At 37.2% G+C, this 20,499-nt stretch carries 19 protein-coding genes; 17 read left to right on the top strand and 2 right to left on the bottom strand.

All coding sequences use genetic code 11. The annotated features are described in order from the left end of the window. Positions 1–131 precede the first annotated feature (131 nt). From IGL49_RS07325 to IGL49_RS07250, 16 genes are all read left to right on the top strand, one after another. The gene (locus IGL49_RS07325) at positions 132–977 is read left to right on the top strand and encodes a glycosyltransferase family 8 protein (RefSeq protein ID WP_104854054.1); all 846 of its coding nucleotides are present in this window, start codon (positions 132–134) and stop codon (positions 975–977) included. After that, positions 967–1,869 (top strand): glycosyltransferase family 8 protein, encoded by a 903-nt coding sequence (locus IGL49_RS07320; protein ID WP_104854053.1) that lies wholly within the window; start codon positions 967–969, stop codon positions 1,867–1,869. The genes IGL49_RS07325 and IGL49_RS07320 overlap by 11 nt, the downstream gene beginning before the upstream one ends. 130 nt (positions 1,870–1,999) lie before the next feature. Continuing rightward, positions 2,000–2,938: a magnesium transporter CorA family protein gene (locus IGL49_RS07315; protein ID WP_104854052.1), complete on the top strand. Its 939-nt coding sequence runs from the start codon at positions 2,000–2,002 to the stop codon at positions 2,936–2,938. Positions 2,939–2,974: 36 nt separating this feature from the next. Then, positions 2,975–3,805 carry a manganese catalase family protein gene (locus IGL49_RS07310; RefSeq protein WP_104854051.1) on the top strand — a complete coding sequence of 277 codons (831 nt, stop codon included), beginning with the start codon at positions 2,975–2,977 and terminating at the stop codon, positions 3,803–3,805. Between the two features lie 272 nt (positions 3,806–4,077). Further along, positions 4,078–4,809 (top strand): GntR family transcriptional regulator, encoded by a 732-nt coding sequence (locus IGL49_RS07305; protein WP_104854050.1) that lies wholly within the window; start codon positions 4,078–4,080, stop codon positions 4,807–4,809. Between the two features lie 11 nt (positions 4,810–4,820). After that, positions 4,821–5,993, top strand: a complete 1,173-nt coding sequence (gene agaS, locus IGL49_RS07300) for an SIS domain-containing protein (protein ID WP_104854049.1) — start codon at positions 4,821–4,823, stop codon at positions 5,991–5,993. 22 nt (positions 5,994–6,015) lie between these two features. Then, entirely contained in the window at positions 6,016–7,011 is a 996-nt protein-coding gene (gene lacD, locus IGL49_RS07295) for a tagatose-bisphosphate aldolase (RefSeq protein WP_104854048.1), read from the top strand. A gap of 15 nt (positions 7,012–7,026) precedes the next feature. Then, entirely contained in the window at positions 7,027–7,968 is a 942-nt protein-coding gene (locus IGL49_RS07290; protein WP_104854047.1) for a hexose kinase, read from the top strand. Between the two features lie 32 nt (positions 7,969–8,000). Beyond that, positions 8,001–9,809, top strand: a complete 1,809-nt coding sequence (locus IGL49_RS07285; RefSeq protein ID WP_174108271.1) for a glycoside hydrolase family 35 protein — start codon at positions 8,001–8,003, stop codon at positions 9,807–9,809. 2 nt (positions 9,810–9,811) lie between these two features. Beyond that, positions 9,812–10,291 (top strand): PTS system mannose/fructose/N-acetylgalactosamine-transporter subunit IIB, encoded by a 480-nt coding sequence (locus tag IGL49_RS07280; RefSeq protein WP_002361968.1) that lies wholly within the window; start codon positions 9,812–9,814, stop codon positions 10,289–10,291. A gap of 13 nt (positions 10,292–10,304) precedes the next feature. Then, on the top strand, positions 10,305–11,204 hold the full coding sequence (locus IGL49_RS07275) for a PTS mannose/fructose/sorbose/N-acetylgalactosamine transporter subunit IIC (RefSeq protein WP_002357253.1): 900 nt from the start codon (positions 10,305–10,307) through the stop codon (positions 11,202–11,204). After that, positions 11,191–12,000: a PTS system mannose/fructose/sorbose family transporter subunit IID gene (locus IGL49_RS07270; protein WP_002357254.1), complete on the top strand. Its 810-nt coding sequence runs from the start codon at positions 11,191–11,193 to the stop codon at positions 11,998–12,000. The genes IGL49_RS07275 and IGL49_RS07270 overlap by 14 nt, the downstream gene beginning before the upstream one ends. Positions 12,001–12,019: 19 nt before the next feature. Beyond that, positions 12,020–12,427, top strand: a complete 408-nt coding sequence (locus IGL49_RS07265; RefSeq protein ID WP_104854045.1) for a PTS sugar transporter subunit IIA — start codon at positions 12,020–12,022, stop codon at positions 12,425–12,427. A gap of 147 nt (positions 12,428–12,574) precedes the next feature. After that, entirely contained in the window at positions 12,575–16,549 is a 3,975-nt protein-coding gene (locus IGL49_RS07260; RefSeq protein WP_104854044.1) for an endo-alpha-N-acetylgalactosaminidase family protein, read from the top strand. Between the two features lie 240 nt (positions 16,550–16,789). Continuing rightward, positions 16,790–17,944: an AI-2E family transporter gene (locus IGL49_RS07255; protein ID WP_104854043.1), complete on the top strand. Its 1,155-nt coding sequence runs from the start codon at positions 16,790–16,792 to the stop codon at positions 17,942–17,944. A gap of 120 nt (positions 17,945–18,064) precedes the next feature. Continuing rightward, positions 18,065–18,709 carry a DUF998 domain-containing protein gene (locus IGL49_RS07250; RefSeq protein ID WP_104854042.1) on the top strand — a complete coding sequence of 215 codons (645 nt, stop codon included), beginning with the start codon at positions 18,065–18,067 and terminating at the stop codon, positions 18,707–18,709. A 47-nt stretch (positions 18,710–18,756) separates the two neighbouring features. On the opposite strand, the gene IGL49_RS07245 is transcribed toward IGL49_RS07250, so the two are convergent. Then, positions 18,757–19,326 carry a hypothetical protein gene (locus IGL49_RS07245; RefSeq protein ID WP_104854041.1) on the bottom strand — a complete coding sequence of 190 codons (570 nt, stop codon included), beginning with the start codon at positions 19,324–19,326 and terminating at the stop codon, positions 18,757–18,759. 228 nt (positions 19,327–19,554) lie between these two features. After that, entirely contained in the window at positions 19,555–19,725 is a 171-nt protein-coding gene (locus IGL49_RS07240; protein ID WP_010707488.1) for a hypothetical protein, read from the bottom strand. 199 nt (positions 19,726–19,924) lie between these two features. Between IGL49_RS07240 and IGL49_RS07235 the strand changes: the two genes are divergently transcribed. Then, a complete protein-coding gene (locus IGL49_RS07235; protein ID WP_104854040.1) occupies positions 19,925–20,377 on the top strand; it encodes a DUF2188 domain-containing protein in 453 nt (150 codons plus the stop codon). Positions 20,378–20,499 lie beyond the last annotated feature (122 nt).

The following is a 20,499-nucleotide window of genomic DNA, read 5'->3' as shown; positions in this document are numbered from 1 at the left end:
ATAGTAATAAAATATATTTTTTTTATAATTTAATTATGTTTGTCAAAGCGTATCATTTGCATAAATATTTTTTCAGTCCTATTCTGGTTATGAACTTAGCTATAAAAAGATGAAAGAGGAGAGTGGTTTTGATGAGAAAAACACAGAAGATTGTGCCAATTGTGACAGCTTCAGACGAAAATTATGCTCCTTATTTGAATGTGATGATAACGACTGTTTTAGAAAATTGTCATTCGAATAGGTCAATTCATTTCTATGTGATTGATGATGGATTATCTATATCTAGCAAAAAAGCACTCCAAGAGACGGTTAGTAGTTATTCACAAAGTGCGACTGTTGAATTCTTAACAGTAGACAAAGAAGTCTATCAAAATTTTTTAGTGAGTGACCATATTACAACGACCGCTTACTTACGAATTTCTTTGCCATCAATTTTACAAAAATATAGCTATAAAAAAGTCCTTTATTTAGATGCAGACACGCTTGTTTTAGATGATATTGTCCAGTTGTATGATACGCCATTAGCGAACCAAACGATTGGCGCAGTGATTGACCCTGGTCAAGCATATGCCTTAAAACGTTTGGGTATCCATTCATCCGATTATTATTTTAATTCAGGGGTCATGATTATTGATGTTGATCGGTGGAACGAGAAAGCAATCACCCAAAAAACAATTCAGTATCTAGAAGAAAACGGAGATCGGATTGTCTATCATGATCAAGATGCCTTAAACGCCGTTCTTTATGAAGATTGGTTAGCCTTAGAACCGAGATGGAATATGCAGACATCTTTAGTATTTAATCGTCATGAAGCGCCGAATGAAGCCTACCAAAAATTATATACAGCGGGAAATCAAGAACCAGCGATTATTCATTTTACTGGTCATGATAAACCTTGGAATACATTAGAAAATCATCCTTATACAGCTCTTTATCTAAACAAGCTAAAGAAAGTAGGTGCAAAAAATGGAAAATAGAAAAGAACTAGCAATCGTCTCTTGTTGCAATACCAACTTTGTACCACATCTTGCTGCTATGTTTGTTTCAATTTTAAAAAATAGTCCCTCAGCGGCCGCTGTTCATTTTTATGTGATTGATGACAATATCAACTTTGAAAGCAAGCAGCTACTGTATTTTACGATTAAACATACACAAATCAACGCAGAGTTAACATTTTTAAAAATTAATCCTCACTTTTTCAAAAACGTTGTAACAAGTGAGCGGATTCCCGAAACAGCCTATTATAGAATTGCAATTCCAGAGTTATTTAGAGGAAGCCATATTGACCGGCTTTTATATATGGATTGTGACATGATTGCCTTGGATGATGTCGCAAAATTATGGACAGTAGATTTAGGTGAAAATATTGTCGCCGCTGTTGAAGATGCAGGTTTCCACCAACGTTTGGAAAAAATGGCGATTCCCGCAGAATCTATGTGTTATTTTAACTCAGGCTTGTTGCTAATCGATGTTAAAAAATGGTTGGATTTAGATGTAACTACTAAAGTCTTAACATTTATTGAACAAAATCCAGAAAAATTACGTTTCCATGATCAAGATGCATTGAATGCTATTTTACATGATCGTTGGACCCTGTTACATCCCAAGTGGAACGCACAAGGCTATATAATGTCAAAAGCGAAAAGGCATCCAACAATATACGGAGAAAGACAATATGAAGAAACGAGAAGAGCACCATCCATTATCCACTTTACTGGCCATGTCAAACCTTGGACCAAAGAATTTCAAGGCAGAACAAAATATTATTATGACCAATACGCGAATATGACTGCCTTTCGATGTGCAAAAACATTTAGTAAATATCTTTCTTATGCCAAAAATAGTAAAGCTGTTGAGCATGTTCAATAACCCTTGTTATTTAGAATAATAGAGGTACACCTCAATTAATTACTGCAGAAAAGTGGAGACGTAAAGAAGATTAATTTGCGCCAGGCATTGTGTGTTTACTCGAAATATTTTTTAGAAGGAGAGATTTATAATGCCCAAGTACTACTTTATTGGTGGGGAACGAGTGAGGGAGACAGAAGAAAAAGATTTTAACTGGTTAGTCATTGACACTAGTGAAAACAAGGTAATTGAAAGAATAATTAAAGAGTATAATTTTCCTCAAGATATTTTTGTAGGTACGTCGTATCCAGAAGAAGTTTCTCGTTTTGAAACTCTTTCGGATACGATGTTGAAACAACCGATTTCGCTAGTGCTTATGAATCTTTTGAAAGAGGGCAAGAACATTGAGGAACGTATAGTACCTATTTCGTTTATTTCTTCAGAAAACCTTTTAATTACATGTACTAATGGAAACAATCATTTTTTTGATCGTTTATTAGAAAAATATGATTACAAAATAGATACATTTGAGAAATTAATAACGTATGCGATTTTAGATATCTACTCACATTACGTAGAGGAGTTGAAGGAAAAGAAACAACGGATCGATCGTCTAGATAAAAAAGCACGTATGACTACAGAAAACGAGGAATTGTACAAACAAGCTGATTTAGAAAGAGAAATCGTTTACATTGATCATACGTTAAGGGATCAAAAAAGCACCTTAGAATTACTCTGGCAATCTTCCCAGTTTGTTCAGCGATTATCCGATAAAAAACTACTTTATGACGTTCAATTGAGACAACGACAAACCGAAAAAATGATTTCGATTTATAGAGACCTTTTAGAAAGTATTGGCAATCTTTTTAGCGGAATGATGGATAACCAATTAAACCATTTAATGAAATATCTTGATTCAGCGGCATTAATTATTTCAATTCCAGCGATGATTGCTGGCATCTGGGGTATGAATACCGGTGGCTTACCAGGTAAAAGTTCTGGGCTAGGTTTTTTATTAGTCGTCCTAGGTGCGCTCATTATCGCAGTGGCCTTTGGTTACCATCTTTACAAAAAAGATTATTCAAAATAAAGAGGAATTAAAATTTATTATATAGGAGGATGAATCATGTTTAGACATCAAAAAGAATTACAGTTTGAGGCGAAACCAGACAAACCGAATCCGTTAATTGCAAAGTATCTTCAAGAATTAATTGGTGGACAGTACGGTGAAATGAGTGTAGCAATGCAGTATTTATTCCAAGGATGGAGCTGTCGTGGAGAAGAAAAGTATAAAGATATGTTAATGGATATTGCTACTGAAGAGTTGGGCCACGTTGAAATGCTTGCGACAATGGTCGCTCGTCTACTTGAAGGAGCGCCAGTGGAAGACCAAGAAGAAGCAATGAAAAAAGATCCAACAATTGGGGCAATCATTTCTGGAATGAATCCCCAGCATGCGATTGTTGCTGGTTTAGGGCCACGTCCCGCAGATAGCGTTGGAAATCCCTGGAGTGGTGGGTACATTATTGCTAGTGGGAACATGTTAGCTGATTTTCGTGCTAATTTAAATGCAGAATCCCAAGGACGCTTACAAGTTGCTCGAATTTATGAAATGATTGATGACCGTGGAGTGAAAGATTTACTTTCTGTCCTTTTAGCTAGAGATAGCTATCACCAAAATTTATGGGCAAGCGCAGTGAAGGAACTGGAAACAAAAGAGGGCTCTATCTTAGTTCCAAGTACTTTTCCTAGAGAAGAAGAACGTTTGGATATTGCCTATGATTTCTATAACTTTTCTGAAGGAGATGAAAGCAGTCAAGGCTCATGGGCTAGTGGTAAAGCATTAGATGGAGAAGGAGAATACCAATGGTTGAAAGAACCAAAAATTGAAGGGAAAGCTCCTAACTTAAAGCCTGTTACACCTAAAATGTACGGTACACCGAAATTAAAAAAATAAAAGATACCTCTAGCTATATATGAAAAAAGATTCTCGTTTAGAGAATCTTTTTTTTTATTAACTGGTATCATATTTAAGGATGGTTTTTTATAACAAGGTGATTTCTTTAGGAAAAAAATATTAAAACAAAGAAAAATAAAAAAATGCAAACGCTGTTATACAGGGGGTGTGGCGATGTAAAGATATTTATTGATGCTTTTTATTGACAAAATAAAAAAAACCACCTTACTATTGGTTTGTGGTTATAACCAGTTAAGGTAAAGGAGAAAGTTATGGAAAATGCCTTTAAAAACAAAGCTTTGTATCATCAACTTGTCGATTTGCTGCAGGAACGAATCGAAACATGCATGATTCCTCATGACAAGTTGCCCTCAGAACGTGAATTGACTGCACAATATGGGGTGAGTCGGACGACGGTCCGGTTAGCGCTACAAGAACTAGAAAATAGAGGTTCCATCTATCGCCGTCATGGCAAAGGAACATTTGTTTCAGATATAAAAAAAGAGGCCGCTGATTTAGCTGGCGCCTATAGTTTTACAGAACAAATGAAAGGACTCGGCCGAAAACCGCATACGCGTATTTTATCCTTCGAAAAATTGGAAGCGGATAAATTTATTTGTCAGCATTTGAATCTTTCGTTAGGAGAGGCAGTTTTTAAATTAAGTCGGTTGCGGATTGCTGATAACGAGCCATTAATGGTTGAAGACACATACTTGCCTGTGAAATTTTTCTTATCACTCACGGATCAATTGTTACGTAGCAAACCATTATATGATCTGTTTTCGGAAGATTTTAAGCAAACCATACGCTTAGCTGATGAAGAATTATACGCTAGTATTGCTTCAAAAGAAGATGCCAAATTATTGATGATTCCAGAAGGAGCGCCAGTCCTTCATTTAGCACGTCAGACATATAACATGAAAAATGAAATTATTGAATTTACGTTGAGTGTGGCGCGAGCAGACCAATTTCATTATCAGATACGCCATATTCGGAATAGTTAGGAGAGTTTAGTATGTTTACAGCAGAAAAAGAAGAACTAGAACAGTTAGGAGCGGAAATCACGACACGTGAAATTCGTCAGCAACCTGAGCTTTGGCAAGAAACCGTGACCCTGTATCATAAAAATCAAGCAGCTTTGGAAAACTTTTTAAAAGAAGTCCAAGCGAAAGCGCAAGGGAAACGCACAAGAGTAATTTTTACAGGAGCAGGAACTTCGCAATATGTCGGTGATACTGTTGTACCTTATCTCCGAGCACACGGCGACACACAAGCCTTTTCATTCGAGAGTATCGGGACAACCGATATTGTGGCCAAACCAGAAGATTATCTGATTAAAGACGAACCAACATTGTTAGTTTCGTTTGCAAGAAGTGGGAATAGCCCTGAAAGTTTAGCGGCAGTTGAAGTGGCTAATCAAGCGGTTGAAACAATTCATCATTTAGCGATTACTTGTGCCGAAGAAGGACAACTGGCACAAATAAGCCAAAAAGAAGAGAACAGCTTTTTATTCTTAATGCCAACACGTTCCAATGATGGTGGTTTTGCAATGACTGGTAGTTTTTCTTGCATGACCTTAGGCACATTACTACTCTTTGATCAAACAACCTTTGAGCAAAAACAAGATTATGTAACCGCTTTAATAAAATTGGGTGAAGAAGTGTTATCTCGTGAAGAAGAATTAAATGAAATTGTTAACCTTGATTTTGAACGAATTGTTTATGTTGGTTCTGGAAGTTTAGCTGGTTTGACAAGAGAAGCACAATTGAAAATTTTAGAACTAACAGCCGGCAAAGTTGCCACGATTTTTGACTCTTCCATGGGCTTCCGTCATGGACCAAAATCATTTATTAATGAAAAAACAATAATGTTTGGCTTTGTTAATAATACACCATACACAAGAGATTATGACTTGGATATCTTAGAAGAAGTTCACGGTGACGAAATTGCGGCGGGTGTTTTTGCGATTGCTCAACCTGGCAAACGTAATTTCACAGGTTCGACTATTGAATATTCCGCAGAAACAGCGCTGTTACCTGATGGCTATTTAGCATTAGCAGATATCATGGTAGCCCAAACAGTCGCACTTTTAACATCTATTAAAGTTGGAAATAAACCGGATACCCCTTCACCGACAGGTACAGTGAATCGTGTGGTTAAAGGCGTAACGATTTATGACTATAAATAATACAACATTTGGAGGAGGAACTATGCTTACGTTAACAGCTGGAAAAAAAGCGGCAATGGATCGTTTGTCAACCCAAGAAGGAATCATTAGCGCATTAGCCATTGATCAACGAGGTGCCTTGAAAAAAATGATCAAAGCGCTAGATGTAGAGCCAACTGATGCACAAATTGAAACGTTTAAAGAATTAGTCTCGAAAGAATTGACACCTTATGCGTCCGCCATTTTATTGGATCCAGAATATGGATTACCTGCTGCAAAAGCACGCGATACCGAGGCTGGATTGTTACTCGCTTATGAAAAAACGGGCTATGATGCAACAACTCCGGGACGATTGCCTGATTTACTAGCAGATTGGTCTGTTTTACGCTTGAAAGAAGAAGGCGCAGATGCGATTAAATTTTTACTCTACTATGATGTGGATGAGGATCCAGAAATCAATCATCAAAAACATGTATTTATTGAACGCTTAGGGAGTGAATGTGCAGAAGAAGACCTACCATTTTACTTAGAATTAGTTTCTTACGATGCACAAATAGCAGATGCAACTTCTTTAGAATATGCAAAAGTTAAACCGCATAAAGTGAATGAAATGATGAAAGAATTTTCTAAACCCCAATATAAAGTAGATGTATTGAAAGTGGAAGTTCCAGTTAATATGAATTTTGTAGAAGGTTTTGCGCCGGCTGAAACAGCGTATACAAAAGAGGAAGCGGCGAATTATTTCTTAGAACAAAGTCAAGCCACTGATTTACCATTTATCTTTTTAAGTGCCGGTGTCTCAACAGAGCTATTCCAAGAAACACTACGTTTCGCTAAAGAAGCTAGTTCAACATTTAATGGTGTTTTATGTGGCCGTGCTACGTGGAAAAATGGCGTGAAACCTTTCGTTGAAGCAGGAGAAACTGCGGCTTGTGATTGGTTAAAAACAGAAGGCCGAGAAAACATTGAAAGTTTAAATGAAGTCATCGCAGCAACCGCCAGCTCTTGGCATGCAAAAGTTCAAGTAAACGAAGGGTAATTGGGAGGCATAGCTGTGATAGTAACAGTAACAATGAATCCGTCAATTGACATCTCCTACCTATTAGATCATCTAAAGCTTGATACCGTTAATCGGACCAGTCAGGTGACAAAAACCCCTGGTGGCAAAGGACTAAATGTCACTCGCGTTATTCATGATTTAGGTGGAGATGTTATCGCTACCGGCGTTCTTGGTGGTTTTCATGGGGCGTTTATTGCAAACGAGTTAAAGAAAGCAAACATCCCCCAAGCATTTACGTCAATCAAAGAAGAAACGCGTGATTCGATTGCGATTTTGCACGAGGGGAAGCAAACTGAAATTTTAGAAGCTGGACCGACTGTTTCCCCAGAAGAAATCAGCGACTTCCTTGAAAATTTCGATCAATTAATTAAGCAAGCAGAAATTGTCACAATTTCTGGAAGTTTGGCGAAAGGATTACCATCAAATTTTTATCAAGAATTAGTTCAAAAAGCTCACGCACAAGAGGTTAAAGTGCTACTAGATACTTCTGGTGATAGTTTAAGGCAAGTTCTTCAAGGACCATGGAAACCGTATTTAATTAAACCTAATTTAGAGGAACTAGAAGGATTGCTAGAGCAAGATTTTTCAGAAAATCCGTTAGCAACTGTACAAACAGCTTTAACAAAACCAATGTTTGCTGGAATTGAATGGATTGTCGTGTCTTTAGGAAAAGATGGTGCAATTGCCAAACACCACGATCAGTTCTACCGTGTAAAAATTCCAACGATTCAAGCTAAAAATCCTGTTGGTTCAGGAGATGCAACCATTGCTGGTCTGGCATATGGACTAGCGAAGGATGCCCTAGCTTCTGAACTGCTAAAATGGGGCATGGCGGCCGGAATGGCTAATGCCCAAGAAAGAACGACTGGGCATGTAGACGTAGAGAACGTGAAGAAACATCTTATGAACATCCAAGTAGTTGAAATTGCTAAATAAAGAGCTTTCTTTACTTAGCAATTATCCAGGAATTGAAAGCGTTTACTAGAAAGGGTGGCAATGTGGACAGATTTGAAATTAAAGAGGAATTTCTTTTAAATGGTCAACCATTTAAAATTTTATCAGGCGCTATTCATTATTTTCGTGTAGATCCCTCAGATTGGTATCATTCACTTTATAATTTGAAAGCTTTAGGCTTCAATACAGTTGAGACATATGTGCCATGGAATTTACATGAACCGCAAAAGGGAACATTTCATTTTGAGGGAATATTAGATTTGGAGCGCTTTTTAAAATTAGCACAAGAACTTGGACTATATGCGATTGTGCGGCCGTCTCCTTATATTTGTGCAGAATGGGAGTTTGGCGGTTTTCCAGCATGGTTATTAAATTTACCAGGACGGATGCGTTCAAATGATTCAACCTATCTGAAGCATGTTGCGGAATATTATGATGTTTTAATGGAAAAAATTGTTCCGCATCAACTTGCTAACGGTGGCAATATTTTAATGATTCAAATCGAAAACGAATATGGTTCATTTGGCGAAGAAAAAGCGTATTTACGAGCGATTCGTGATTTAATGATTGAACGTGGCGTGACAGTACCATTTTTTACTTCTGACGGGCCGTGGCGCGCAACATTGCGGGCAGGTAGCATGATTGAAGATGATATTTTAGTAACCGGGAATTTTGGCTCAAAAGCCAAAGAAAATTTCGGTATGATGCAAGCCTTTTTTGAAGAACATGGTAAAAAATGGCCGTTAATGTGTATGGAATTTTGGGATGGCTGGTTTAATCGTTGGAAAGAGCCAATTATTAAACGAGATCCGCAAGAATTGGCTGAGTCAGTTAGAGAAGCATTAGCATTAGGCAGTATCAACTTATATATGTTTCATGGCGGCACCAATTTTGGGTTTATGAATGGCTGCTCCGCACGAGGAACCATTGATTTACCACAAATCACTTCCTATGATTATGATGCGCCACTTGATGAACAAGGAAACCCAACCGCAAAGTATTTTGCGTTACAAAAAATGCTTCACGAGGAGTATCCTGCGCTACCACAAGCTGAGCCATTAGTAAAAGATTCTTTTGCGCAAACAGCAATTCCTTTAACAAACAAAGTGAGTTTATTTGCGACTTTAGAAACGATTAGTCAGCCAGTGGTCAGCGTTTATCCGCAAACCATGGAACAATTAGGACAAAATACCGGCTATCTTCTTTACCGAACAAGCATTGAAAAAGATGCTGCAGAAGAAAAGCTAAGAGTGATTGACGGTCGTGATCGTCTGCAATTATTTGTCAATCAGGTACATCAAGCAACGCAATATCAAACGGAAATCGGTGAAGATATTTACGTTACATTGCCACAAGAGAATAATCAAATCGATGTTTTAATGGAAAATATGGGTCGTGTCAATTACGGGCATAAACTATTTGCAGATACTCAGAAAAAAGGGATTCGAACGGGTGTTATGGCGGATTTACATTTTATGACGCAATGGCAACAATATTGTTTACCTATGACAAGTTGTGAACAGGTAGACTATTCAAGAGAATGGCAACCTGATCAACCGAGCTTTTACCAGTATCATGTGGAGTTAGCAGAAGTGAAAGATACATTTATTGATGTTTCTAAATTCGGCAAAGGAATTGTTTTTGTTAACCAAATTAATCTTGGTCGTTTCTGGAATGTTGGCCCGACGCTTTCCTTATATATTCCCAAAGGATTATTAAAAGAAGGGCAAAATGAGATCGTCATTTTTGAAACGGAAGGAACGTACCAACCAGAAATTCAGTTAGTAAAAGAACCACTATATAAAGAAATGAAAGAGGGATGACAATGAGTATTATTGGCGTAAGAATTGATGGACGTTTGATTCATGGACAAGTGGCAAATTTATGGGCGACAAAATTGAATATTTCCAGAATTATGGTCGTTGATGATGAAGTTGCAGGGAATGCCATTGAAAAAAGTGGCTTGAAATTAGCAACACCAGCTGGCGTGAAACTAAGCGTGTTACCAGTTGAAAAAGCTGCTCAAAATATTTTAGCAGGAAAGTACGACTCACAACGTTTACTAATTGTGGTACGGAAACCAGATCGTTTATTAAAACTAGTAGAACTTGGGGTACCGATTAAAGAAATCAATGTTGGGAACATGTCACAAACAAACGAAACACGGTCGATTACTAAGTCAATCAATGTGGTCGATCAAGATATTGAGGTTTTTAAAGAGTTAAATGCTAAAGGCGTCCATCTGATTGCTCAAATGGTGCCAAGTGACAAAGCGGAAGACTTTATGAGTTTGATAACAAAATAGGAGGGAACAAAAAATGAATATCTTATGGTGGCAGATCTTATTATTAACATTATACGCAGGATACCAAATTTTAGATGAATTACAAATTTATTCTTCATTAAGTGCGCCAGTGTTTGCCGGTCTTTTTGCAGGATTAGTGATGGGGGATATTAAAGCAGGACTTATTATTGGTGGAAGTATGCAATTAACTGTATTAGGAGTGGGGACTTTCGGGGGTGCCTCTAAAATTGATGCTAACTCAGGCACGATTCTTGCCACAGCATTTTCTGTGTCTTTAGGAATGAACCCTGAACAAGCAATCGCTGCTATTGCAGTACCAGTTGCTAGTTTAATGATTCAATTAGACATTTTGGCTCGTTTTGCGAATACCTACTTTGCACATCGGATTGATAAAATGGTCGAAGATATGAACTATAAAGGAATTGAGCGTAACTTCTTAATGGGTGCCTTACCTTGGTCTCTTTCTCGAATGATTCCAGTCTTCTTAGCACTTGCTTTTGGTGGTGGTTTAGTACAAAAAGTTGTATCTGTCCTAAATGGCGATTTGAAATGGTTAGGTGATGGCTTGTCTGTTGCTGGGGCGGTCTTACCAGCGGTCGGTTTTGCAATTTTACTACGTTACTTACCAGTGAAAAAACATTTCCCTTATTTAATTCTTGGTTTCACTGTAACTGCTTTACTAGGAACAATCTTTACAAACATGCAACTTTTAGGAACATCTGTTGCGAGCGTTGTGAAAGACTTCAGTGGTGTATTTAACGCACTACCAATGCTAGCAGTCGCTTTAATTGGTTTCGCTTTAGCCGCAATTAGCTACAAAAATGGCCAAATGATTCCGAGTGGGCCAGCAGCCAAAAAAGAACATGCAGCGAATGATTCAGACGAAGGAGAGATTGAAGATGACGAAATCTAATTATAAATTGACGAAAGAAGATTTTAAACAAATTAATCGCAGAAGCTTGTTTACTTTCCAATTAGGTTGGAACTACGAAAGAATGCAAGGATCAGGTTACTTGTATACGATTTTGCCACAATTGCGTAAAATTTATGGGGATGATACGCCTGAATTAAAAGAAGTGATGAAAACGCATACGCAATTTTTCAATACTTCAAACTTCTTTAATACAATTATTACAGGGATCGATTTGGCCATTGAAGAAAAAGAAGGCATTGCTGGAAAACAAACAGTTTCAGGTTTGAAAACTGGTTTAATGGGACCGTTTGCAGCAATTGGGGATTCAATTTTCGCAGCTTTAATTCCAACTATTTTTGGGGCCCTAGCTGCCAACATGGCGATTAATGGTAACCCAACTGGTATCTTTATCTGGATTGTTGCTCAAATTGCGGTGATGGTCTTCCGTTGGAAACAATTGGAATTTGCGTATCGCGAAGGAATTTCTTTGGTAACAACTATGCAACACCGCTTAACTGCCTTAACAGATGCTGCAACTTTACTAGGGGTCTTCATGGTTGGCGCTTTAGTGGCAACGATGGTTAATGTGAAACTATCATGGGCACCAAGTATTGGGGATGTAACACTTAACATGCAAAATAACTTGGATATGATTTTACCACGTCTACTACCTGCAGGAATTGTCGGTGGCGTTTACTGGATGCTAGGTAAAAAGAATATGACGTCTACTAAAGCCATTTTTATCGTATTAATTGTCTGTGTCGCATTGTCTGCGTTAGGTGTTATTTCAAAATAAGTAAGACAGGAGAAAATCGATGAGTACACATTTAGTTTTAGTAAGTCATGGCCGTTTTTGCGAGGAATTGAAAAAAAGTGCGGAGATGATTATGGGACCGCAAGCAACAATTTCCACTGTTGCTTTATTACCAGAAGAAGGAGAAGCTGACTTTTTAGAAAAATTTGAAGCGATTACGGAATCGTTAGAAGATTTTGTTGTCTTTGCTGATCTATTAGGGGGGACACCTTGTAATATTTTATCCAAAAAAATTATGCAAGGTGCTTCGTTTGACTTATATACAGGGATGAATTTACCGATGGTTATCAGCTATGTAAATGCAAGTTTATTAGCGATTGAAGGTGACTATGTTAAGGAATCAGCAGAAAGTATTGTGAAAGTTAATGAATTGTTGCTAAATGTTGCAGTAGATGATGAGGATGAATAATTCTGACTTGTCGTCGTAAGTTATCAAAGGTTTAAGAGAATGATTTAGAGAGGACGTTCCAAAAATAAAAGAATTTATTTTTGGAACGCCCCTTTAATCGTTAATAATGAAAGCGTGTTCAAAAATGTTAGGGGGCTGATTTATCAAATGAAACATGGAAAAATAAAACGATTTAGTACATTGACACTATTGGCAAGCGCAACGATTTTAGTACCATTGAGTACGTCTGCAGAAGAAACAACAAACAGCAGCACTGAAACAAGCTCATCAATGGTGGAACCTGCCGCAACAGAAGAAAAATTGTGGCAATCTGATTTTCCAGGAGGGAAAATTGGTGAGTGGCAAGATGTGATTGGTAAAACAAATCGAGAATTAGCAGGAGAGTCGTTGGCGATTTCACGAGATGCAGCAGCAGGTAATAATGCCGTCTCTTTAAATTTAGATTCCCCTAAATTAGCTGATGGTGAAGTAGAAACAAGGTTTAAATACACTGCTGGAAGCGGTCGAACGGGTGTGATTATTCGTGGCAACGCCAAAGATAGCTGGGTTTTTGTAGGTTATAACGCGAATGGCAAATGGTTAGTTGAAAGCCCTAATTCGTGGAATGATTCGATTTCTGGACCAACGTTGAATGAAGATACGAATTATTTGTTGAAAGTACGTTATGTTGGTGAAAAAATTACTATCTGGCTTAACACCACGTTGATTTACGAAGGAGAACCTGTTTTGGCCAACGGGGACAAAATTCCAACAGAAGCCGGACATATGGGTGTCCGTTTGTGGTATGACAAAAAAATTGTCAATTACGACTATTTTAAAAATGGCCCTGTAGATAGTATTCCGGAAATTGTGCCAGAAGTGACGCAAATTGCTCCAGTCAAAGTTTTTACAAAAATTGGTGTCGCACCAAAATTACCGAAACAAGTAAAAGTGACCTATAATACTGGTAAAGAAACCAATGAAGCAGTCAGTTGGGATGAAATCAATCCTGATGCATACAAAGAACCAGGAACTTTTGAAGTCGACGGTACTTTGGAAAATACAAACATCAAAGCAAAAGCCAGAGTTGTTGTTGCTAAAGACGATGAAGCTGAAAAAGGCGACAAAATCTCTTCCGCAGATTTAACAGCCGTGGTTGATCCACAATTTCCTCGAATTATTCGCTACGAGGACCCTCAGAATAATCAAGTGATTTTTAATGGCCAACACGAGAAAATAGACCAAGTAATGATTGATGGCAAAGCATATCAAGCAACTGCTGAAAAACAAAAGAGTGAAGTAAATCAAGCCGTTTATAACGTAGCAGTCCCAGAAATTGGTCTGCGTTTCACAACGACCTTGACTGTTTCAGAGGGCCAAGAACTAGCTATGAAACTCTCTGATATTCGTGAAGAAGGAACCAAAATACACACAATTTCAATTCCAAATCAAGGCTTGATTTCTGTCAATAGTACAGATGAAGGGGCGACTTTTGCTGGCGTTGTGATGAATACTGGGACAAATGCAAATAACGGAAATAAAAATGGTGATACTATCCAAGATTTAACTACAATAAGCCAAGAAGAAACGAAAAAATATATGTATGGTTTCTTAAATACAGCGAATTATGCTGCAAGTTTTTGGACGAACGCCTATGGAGACGGGTCTGTCGATGGTAGTGACAACAATCGAATCCATAAACAAACGAAAGAAGCAGCGACTGGTTTTGTAACAAGCTTGTCAAGTGGAGCGTGGACCTATCGACCATTTGATGCACCAGCAGATTACACAACTGGAGAAACACCAGAAGTGAAAGTTAAATTCTCAAAAGATAGCAACGACGACAATCGGGTGGATTGGCAAGATGCGGCAATTGGGTTCCGTTCAATCATGAATAATCCAATGGGCGCAGAAAAAGTCCCTGAATTAGTCAACCAACGGATTCCTTTTAACTTTGCTAGTCAGGCGACAAACCCATTCTTAGTGACGTTAGACGAATCAAAACGCATTTACAATTTAACAGATGGATTAGGACAAATGAATTTACTAAAAGGGTATCAAAATGAAGGACATGATTCTGCGCATCCAGATTACGGTGCTATTGGTCAGCGACCTGGTGGGGAACAAGCGTTGAATCAATTAATTGACGAAGGCCATAAATTAAATGCCGTTTTCGGTGTGCATATTAATGACACCGAGTCTTACCCAGAAGCAAAAGGATTTAATGAGGAATTAGTTGATCCAACGAAGCGTGGCTGGGATTGGTTAGATCCGTCTTATTTTATTAAACAAAGACCCGATGCATTGAGTGGTCGTCGCTATGAGCGCTTTAAAGAATTAAAACAAAAAGCACCGAATCTAGATTATATTTATGTTGATGTTTGGGGCAATCAAGGCGAATCAGGTTGGGCAAGTCGTCAACTAAGTAAAGAAATTAATTCACTCGGTTGGTTTACAACCAATGAATTTCCGAATGCTTTAGAGTATGACTCGGTTTGGAACCATTGGTCTGCAGAAAAAGATTACGGCGGTACAACAACGAAAGGCTTTAACAGTACAATCGTTCGTTTTATTCGGAATCACCAAAAAGACACTTGGATTATTTCCGACAATCCCCTATTAGGTGGAGCCGAATTTGAAGCCTATGAAGGTTGGGTGGGTAAAACCAATTTTAATATCTATCGCCAAAAAACTTTTGCCATTAATGTCCCAACTAAGTTCTTACAACACTACCAAATTACCAACTGGGAAACTACAACAGCAGAAGATGGTCAAATCTATGGCACGATTAAATTAGCGAACGGCGCTGAAAAAGTGACCGTTACTCAAGCAGATGCCAATTCACCAAGAAGCATTAAGTTAAATGAGACAGAAGTTCTAAAAGGTGATGCGTATCTACTGCCTTGGAATGTTAATGGTCAAGACAAACTATATCATTGGAATCCAAAAGGCGGTACCAGCACTTGGTCATTGGATAAGAAAATGCAAGGAAAAACGAATTTACACTTATATGAATTAACAGATCAAGGGCGTATTGATAAAGGCGCAATTGCCGCTACAAATAACCAGGTGACCATCCAAGCCGAGGCGAATACGCCGTATGTCATTGCTGAACCTGACAGTATTGAACCGATGACATTTGGAACAGGAACACCATTTAAAGATCCTGGATTTAATGAAGCCAATACCTTGAAAAATAACTGGAAAGTTTTCCGAGGGGATGGTGAGGTTAAAATAGATGCCAACGGTGATTATGTCTTTAGTTCAGAAAAAGAAAGAACCGAAATCAAACAAGACATCACTCTTCCTAAACCAGGAAAATATAGTTTGTATTTAAACACAGAAACACATGATCGCAAAGCCACAGTAACTGTTAAAATTGGTGGTAAGAAATATACGCGGACAGTGAATAATTCGGTCGCCCAAAACTATATTCAGGCAGATATTAACCACACAAGCAGGAAAAATCCACAGTATATGCAAAAGTTGCGGATTGATTTTGAAATCCCAGATAATGCCAAAAAAGGCTCGGTGACGTTAGCAGTTGATAAAGGCAATTCCGTTACAAAATTTGATGATTTACGAATTGTTGAGCGTCAAACTGATATCATGAACCCAGACAAACAAACAGTCATTAAGCAAGATTTTGAAGATTCACAAGCAGTTGGTTTATATCCGTTTGTTAAAGGCTCAGCTGGTGGTGTAGAAGATCCACGGATTCATTTATCAGAAAGAAATGAACCTTACACACAATATGGATGGAATGGAAATCTTGTTTCAGATGTATTAGACGGCAACTGGTCCTTGAAAGCCCATAAACAAGGGGCAGGTTTGATGCTTCAAACAATTCCACAAAATATTAAATTTGAACCGAACAAGAAATATACGGTCCAATTTGATTATCAAACTGACGGTGAGAATGTCTTTACTGCTGGGACCATTAATGGGGAGTTTAAAAATAACAATGACTTTAAGCCAGTCGGTGAGTTGACTTCGACAGCAGCAGATGGTCAAACCAAGCATTATGAAGCAGAAATAATTGGGGATGCTTCAGGAAACACTACGTTTGGTATTTTTACAACAGGTGCCGATAAAGATTTCATTATGGATAATTTTACTGTCACAGTGGAATCGAAAAAATAAATTTAGTCTACCTAAGAAACTTGGGCTACAAGTAGTTTTAACTTGTAGCCCAAGTTTCTTCTTTTATGAAAAGAATCAAGGTCTAGAGCTGCACTTTTAGACTGCAGAATAAACAGACACATTTTTTAAAGTGTCAGACTTCTTTGTGTAGTTCATCAAGAATGAATGGACAAACTTGCCTTTTGCCACAAATCGTTTACAATTATAATGATAGGTATAATTTATTTAGAGGTGAAGTGATTGAAGAAATACAATGTTGATTGGAATTACTGGGTTATCCGCTTTTTATTTGTAATGGCGCTGATTGTTGGCTATTTATTAATCACGAATTATCAGCACTTTGTCCATAGCGTTTCGGGCTTGTTAGGAATTTTATCCCCATTTATTACTGGTTTCGTGATTGCTTATTTATTGAGTGGAAGTCAGAAAAAAATAAAGGGGTTACTAGAAAGAGTTCCTTTACCAGTTGTTAAAAAAGCGAAACATGGCTTGAGCGTACTCCTTTTGTACCTAATTATTTTGTTTATTTTTGTTTTGACATTAAACTATATCGTTCCGCTACTCATTAGTAATTTAGTAGATTTAGCAAACTCTTTACCCACTTTTTATGAGCACATGGTTCAGTTTGTGATGAGCTTAGAAGATAAAGGGATTTTAAAAACAGCCGCGATTGAAAAATATTTAAATAGTGTCCTTAAAGATTTGTCGCCGGAACGTTTTTTAAATCAATGGACACAAGCGCTATTTTCATTAGGAACGTTGACTAAGAATGTTTCCTCATTCTTTTTAAATGCATTTTTAACGTTGATTATCTCAATTTATGCGCTGGTATTTAAGCAATCTATTTTGACATTTGTTGAAAAGGCTGCCCATAAATTGCTGTCTGAAAAAGTGTACAAGCAAACACAAACTTGGTTAAATACAACGAATAAAATTTTCTATAAATTTATCAGTTGCCAATTTCTTGATGCCTGTATAATTGGCGTTTCATCAACGCTTTTGTTAAGTATTTTAAATGTGAAATTTGCTGTGACTTTGGGAATTTTATTAGGTATTTGTAATATGATTCCTTATTTTGGTTCGATTTTTGCGTCAATTGTTGCTGGTGTGATTACGCTTTTCACAGGTGGTGTTACTCAAGCCATTACGGTGTTACTGGTTTTATTAATTTTACAACAAATTGACGGCAATATTATTGGTCCTCGAATTATGGGAGATGCCCTAAATGTCAATCCGATTTTAATTATTGTTTCAATCACGATTGGAGGAGCGTACTTCGGCGTCTTAGGGATGTTTTTAGCAGTTCCTGTTGCTGCAATCATTAAAATTGTTGTCTCGGAGTGGCTAAATGAATCAAAAGAATCTGATAAGATCGTAGATTCTTTTGAACCTTAAAGCAAAACTTTTCGTCTCGCGTCGACGAAAAGTTTTTTAGTGAGAAAGAAAGTTAAGTTATTCGTAATGTTAGATAGGCTATATTTAAAGTGAATATAAAATCAAAATTGAGGTGAATAGATGCAGTTTTTAAAAAAATATGGCGGCTATTTTTTAGTTTTAGGGGTCTTACTTGATTTTTTTACACCGTATTATGTCGGATTCAAAGATCAATCTTACAACCAATTGACGGAAGTAATCAGTTTATTAGGTGATGTGAATAGTCCAGTCAGGGAAACCTTTAATCGTTTAACTATCATCGCGGGAATGTTAATGTTAGCAAGTTTACCTAGGATATATGCTATTTTTTCCAGACAAACAAAAAAAGGTGCCTGGTTAGTAGTGGCAATGATTGGCGCTTATGGTTTATTTGACTGTATTTTCAGTGGTCTCTTCAGTGTGGACACTTCAACCGCTGGCACAGTTGCCGCCGCAATTCATAACGGAGGATCAGCAGTCGGTTATACAGGCTTTTTGTTGTTATCGGGCGTCTTAACCGTTATCTATAGTAAATACGGTTCGCAAAAAAATAAAAACCTTTTTGGCTTTTTGTTTATTTTATGTATGCTTGCAGCCGGCTTATATGGCTTAGCAAGGATTCCACAGTTGCAACAGGTAAAACCATTTAATTATTTAGGCTTATGGCAAAGAGTGAGTTCATTTTGTAATTATTTACCAATGCTGGCACTGTGTTTACAAACTAAAACCAATGACAAATTTGATTGAACATTTGTCATTGGTTTTTTTACTAGTTAAAATTGTTTGGTAATGACTTAATTATTGGCTACGGTGACTTCACCAGTAACAGTGGCACCATCTTTTTCTAAGTCAGCAGAATCTTTGTATTCTTGTTTTTCAAAAGTAATATTGCCATTAACTTTGGTACCATTTAAAGTAAAGCCATTTGCTTTCACCTCAATATCACCCTTGACAGTCCCGTGAACGATGTTGAAATTTTCAGAAGAAACGATTAGCTTAGGAACCGTGATTTCATATTCAGCAGTTACTTTTTTATTATCATCTTGGGAATAAAGCGCTAATTTACGATAGATATCATTGGAATCTTTCCCCTTATCATGGAAAGTACCAGCAACTGTTACCTCTTTATCAAAAGTGACATTATCAGTAGCTGCGACAATCCAATTTCCTTTATCACTTAACGCCATTTCGAGTTCTTCAGGCTTGGCACTAATTGAAGCACCAGAGACTACTTCTGTACTTGAATTAGCTGTTTCTTTGCTACTAGAACTACTATCTGTTTTTTTATCAGATGAACAAGCACTAAGCAGCACAAGAGCAGCAGTTGCCGTCAAAACAGTGGTGAGTACTTTAGACATTTTCATGAAAATCCCTCCAAAAAAATTTATTTATTTCTTCCTTTATCATAACTGATTCAAAGGGAAATGAGTAATCATACACTCAAAGATTGAGAAGTTTGGAAGGGGAATCCACTTTAAAATGTATTTATATTTTTAACAATTTATTGTTATATAATCAGTAGTATAAATTGGAAACTTAAGCATTTTTTTTAGAATTTGATGGTTTTTAGCTTCTTTTTTTATTAATAGTTTTTATTTTTTGCAGCCTCTTTTTTCACAAGTAACATATTGGGTTGTATTTTCCCAGTCTTCAGGATTGTCATCGATTCGAGCTCCACAAGCTGTATAATTGCCATTTCTTACGTGGATTTTCCCTTTTTCAGATTTTTTTGTATCGTTTCCAATATATTTTACATTAGCCATAAATTAGCAACTCCTTTTGTTGGATTTATAAATTTTTACTTCTGCTTAAGCTTCCATAAATAAAGATAGCATTTTTTTACATTGTAAACAAATATTTTTAGTTAACCTTAAAAAAAATAAGTCTTTGATTCGTTTCTTTTTCAAATGTTCCTTTTCTGTAGTAAGCTAGTAATAGACAGAATTTAAGGAGGAGATTTTGATGCCTTGGAATATGAATGATTATCCTACATCAATGAAAAATTTAGCACCTTTGATTCGGAAAAAAGCGATAGATATTGGCAATGCGTTGCTTGCGGATGGCTACCCTGATGATCGCGCCATTCCAATTGCGATTAGTCAAGCGGAGAAATGGTATCAAGAGGCAAGTGCAGCAGACAAAAAAGCCTTCGAACAAGAAGCAAATCCTACGAAACAAGATTCGCATACACAGGATAAACATGCGGGAAAATTATTAACGGCGGCTGTCAACGTTAAATATAAAGACGGCCAATGGTTGGTGATTTCAGACGGCGCTGAAAAAGCAAGTAATACATTTATTCACAAACAAGAGGCGGTTGAACGAGCTCAAGAAATTGCTCGGAATAAGCAAACAAAGCTGAAAATCTATAAGCAAGATGGTACGTTACAAGAAACCAAAGAATATACTGAATAATTTTTCGAAACCTTGATATTCCGTTGCAATTCAAGAAACGGTTGTCAAGGTTTTTTTGCGAGGAGAAATGGACAAGTAAGAAAAAATAACAAAAGTTAAGAATGAGAATAAGGCTTGCTTTT

This window comes from Enterococcus sp. DIV1337a (assembly GCF_051712285.1).
Lineage (GTDB): Bacteria > Bacillota > Bacilli > Lactobacillales > Enterococcaceae > Enterococcus > Enterococcus faecalis.
The sequence above is the reverse complement of the archived record's forward strand: the minus strand, read 5'-3'. Positions and strand labels throughout refer to the sequence as shown.

Bases quoted from the DNA above. Each gene is read 5' to 3' on its own strand.
- IGL49_RS07325 (WP_104854054.1), top strand. From the start codon at position 132: ATGAGAAAAACACAGAAGATTGTGCCAATTGTGACAGCTTCAGACGAA.
- IGL49_RS07320 (WP_104854053.1), top strand. From the start codon at position 967: ATGGAAAATAGAAAAGAACTAGCAATCGTCTCTTGTTGCAATACCAAC.
- IGL49_RS07315 (WP_104854052.1), top strand. From the start codon at position 2,000: ATGCCCAAGTACTACTTTATTGGTGGGGAACGAGTGAGGGAGACAGAA.
- IGL49_RS07310 (WP_104854051.1), top strand. From the start codon at position 2,975: ATGTTTAGACATCAAAAAGAATTACAGTTTGAGGCGAAACCAGACAAA.
- IGL49_RS07305 (WP_104854050.1), top strand. From the start codon at position 4,078: ATGGAAAATGCCTTTAAAAACAAAGCTTTGTATCATCAACTTGTCGAT.
- agaS (WP_104854049.1), top strand. From the start codon at position 4,821: ATGTTTACAGCAGAAAAAGAAGAACTAGAACAGTTAGGAGCGGAAATC.
- lacD (WP_104854048.1), top strand. From the start codon at position 6,016: ATGCTTACGTTAACAGCTGGAAAAAAAGCGGCAATGGATCGTTTGTCA.
- IGL49_RS07280 (WP_002361968.1), top strand. From the start codon at position 9,812: ATGAGTATTATTGGCGTAAGAATTGATGGACGTTTGATTCATGGACAA.
- IGL49_RS07275 (WP_002357253.1), top strand. From the start codon at position 10,305: ATGAATATCTTATGGTGGCAGATCTTATTATTAACATTATACGCAGGA.
- IGL49_RS07270 (WP_002357254.1), top strand. From the start codon at position 11,191: ATGACGAAATCTAATTATAAATTGACGAAAGAAGATTTTAAACAAATT.
- IGL49_RS07265 (WP_104854045.1), top strand. From the start codon at position 12,020: ATGAGTACACATTTAGTTTTAGTAAGTCATGGCCGTTTTTGCGAGGAA.
- IGL49_RS07260 (WP_104854044.1), top strand. From the start codon at position 12,575: ATGAAACATGGAAAAATAAAACGATTTAGTACATTGACACTATTGGCA.
- IGL49_RS07250 (WP_104854042.1), top strand. From the start codon at position 18,065: ATGCAGTTTTTAAAAAAATATGGCGGCTATTTTTTAGTTTTAGGGGTC.
- IGL49_RS07245 (WP_104854041.1), bottom strand. From the start codon at position 19,326: ATGAAAATGTCTAAAGTACTCACCACTGTTTTGACGGCAACTGCTGCT.
- IGL49_RS07240 (WP_010707488.1), bottom strand. From the start codon at position 19,725: ATGGCTAATGTAAAATATATTGGAAACGATACAAAAAAATCTGAAAAA.
- IGL49_RS07235 (WP_104854040.1), top strand. From the start codon at position 19,925: ATGCCTTGGAATATGAATGATTATCCTACATCAATGAAAAATTTAGCA.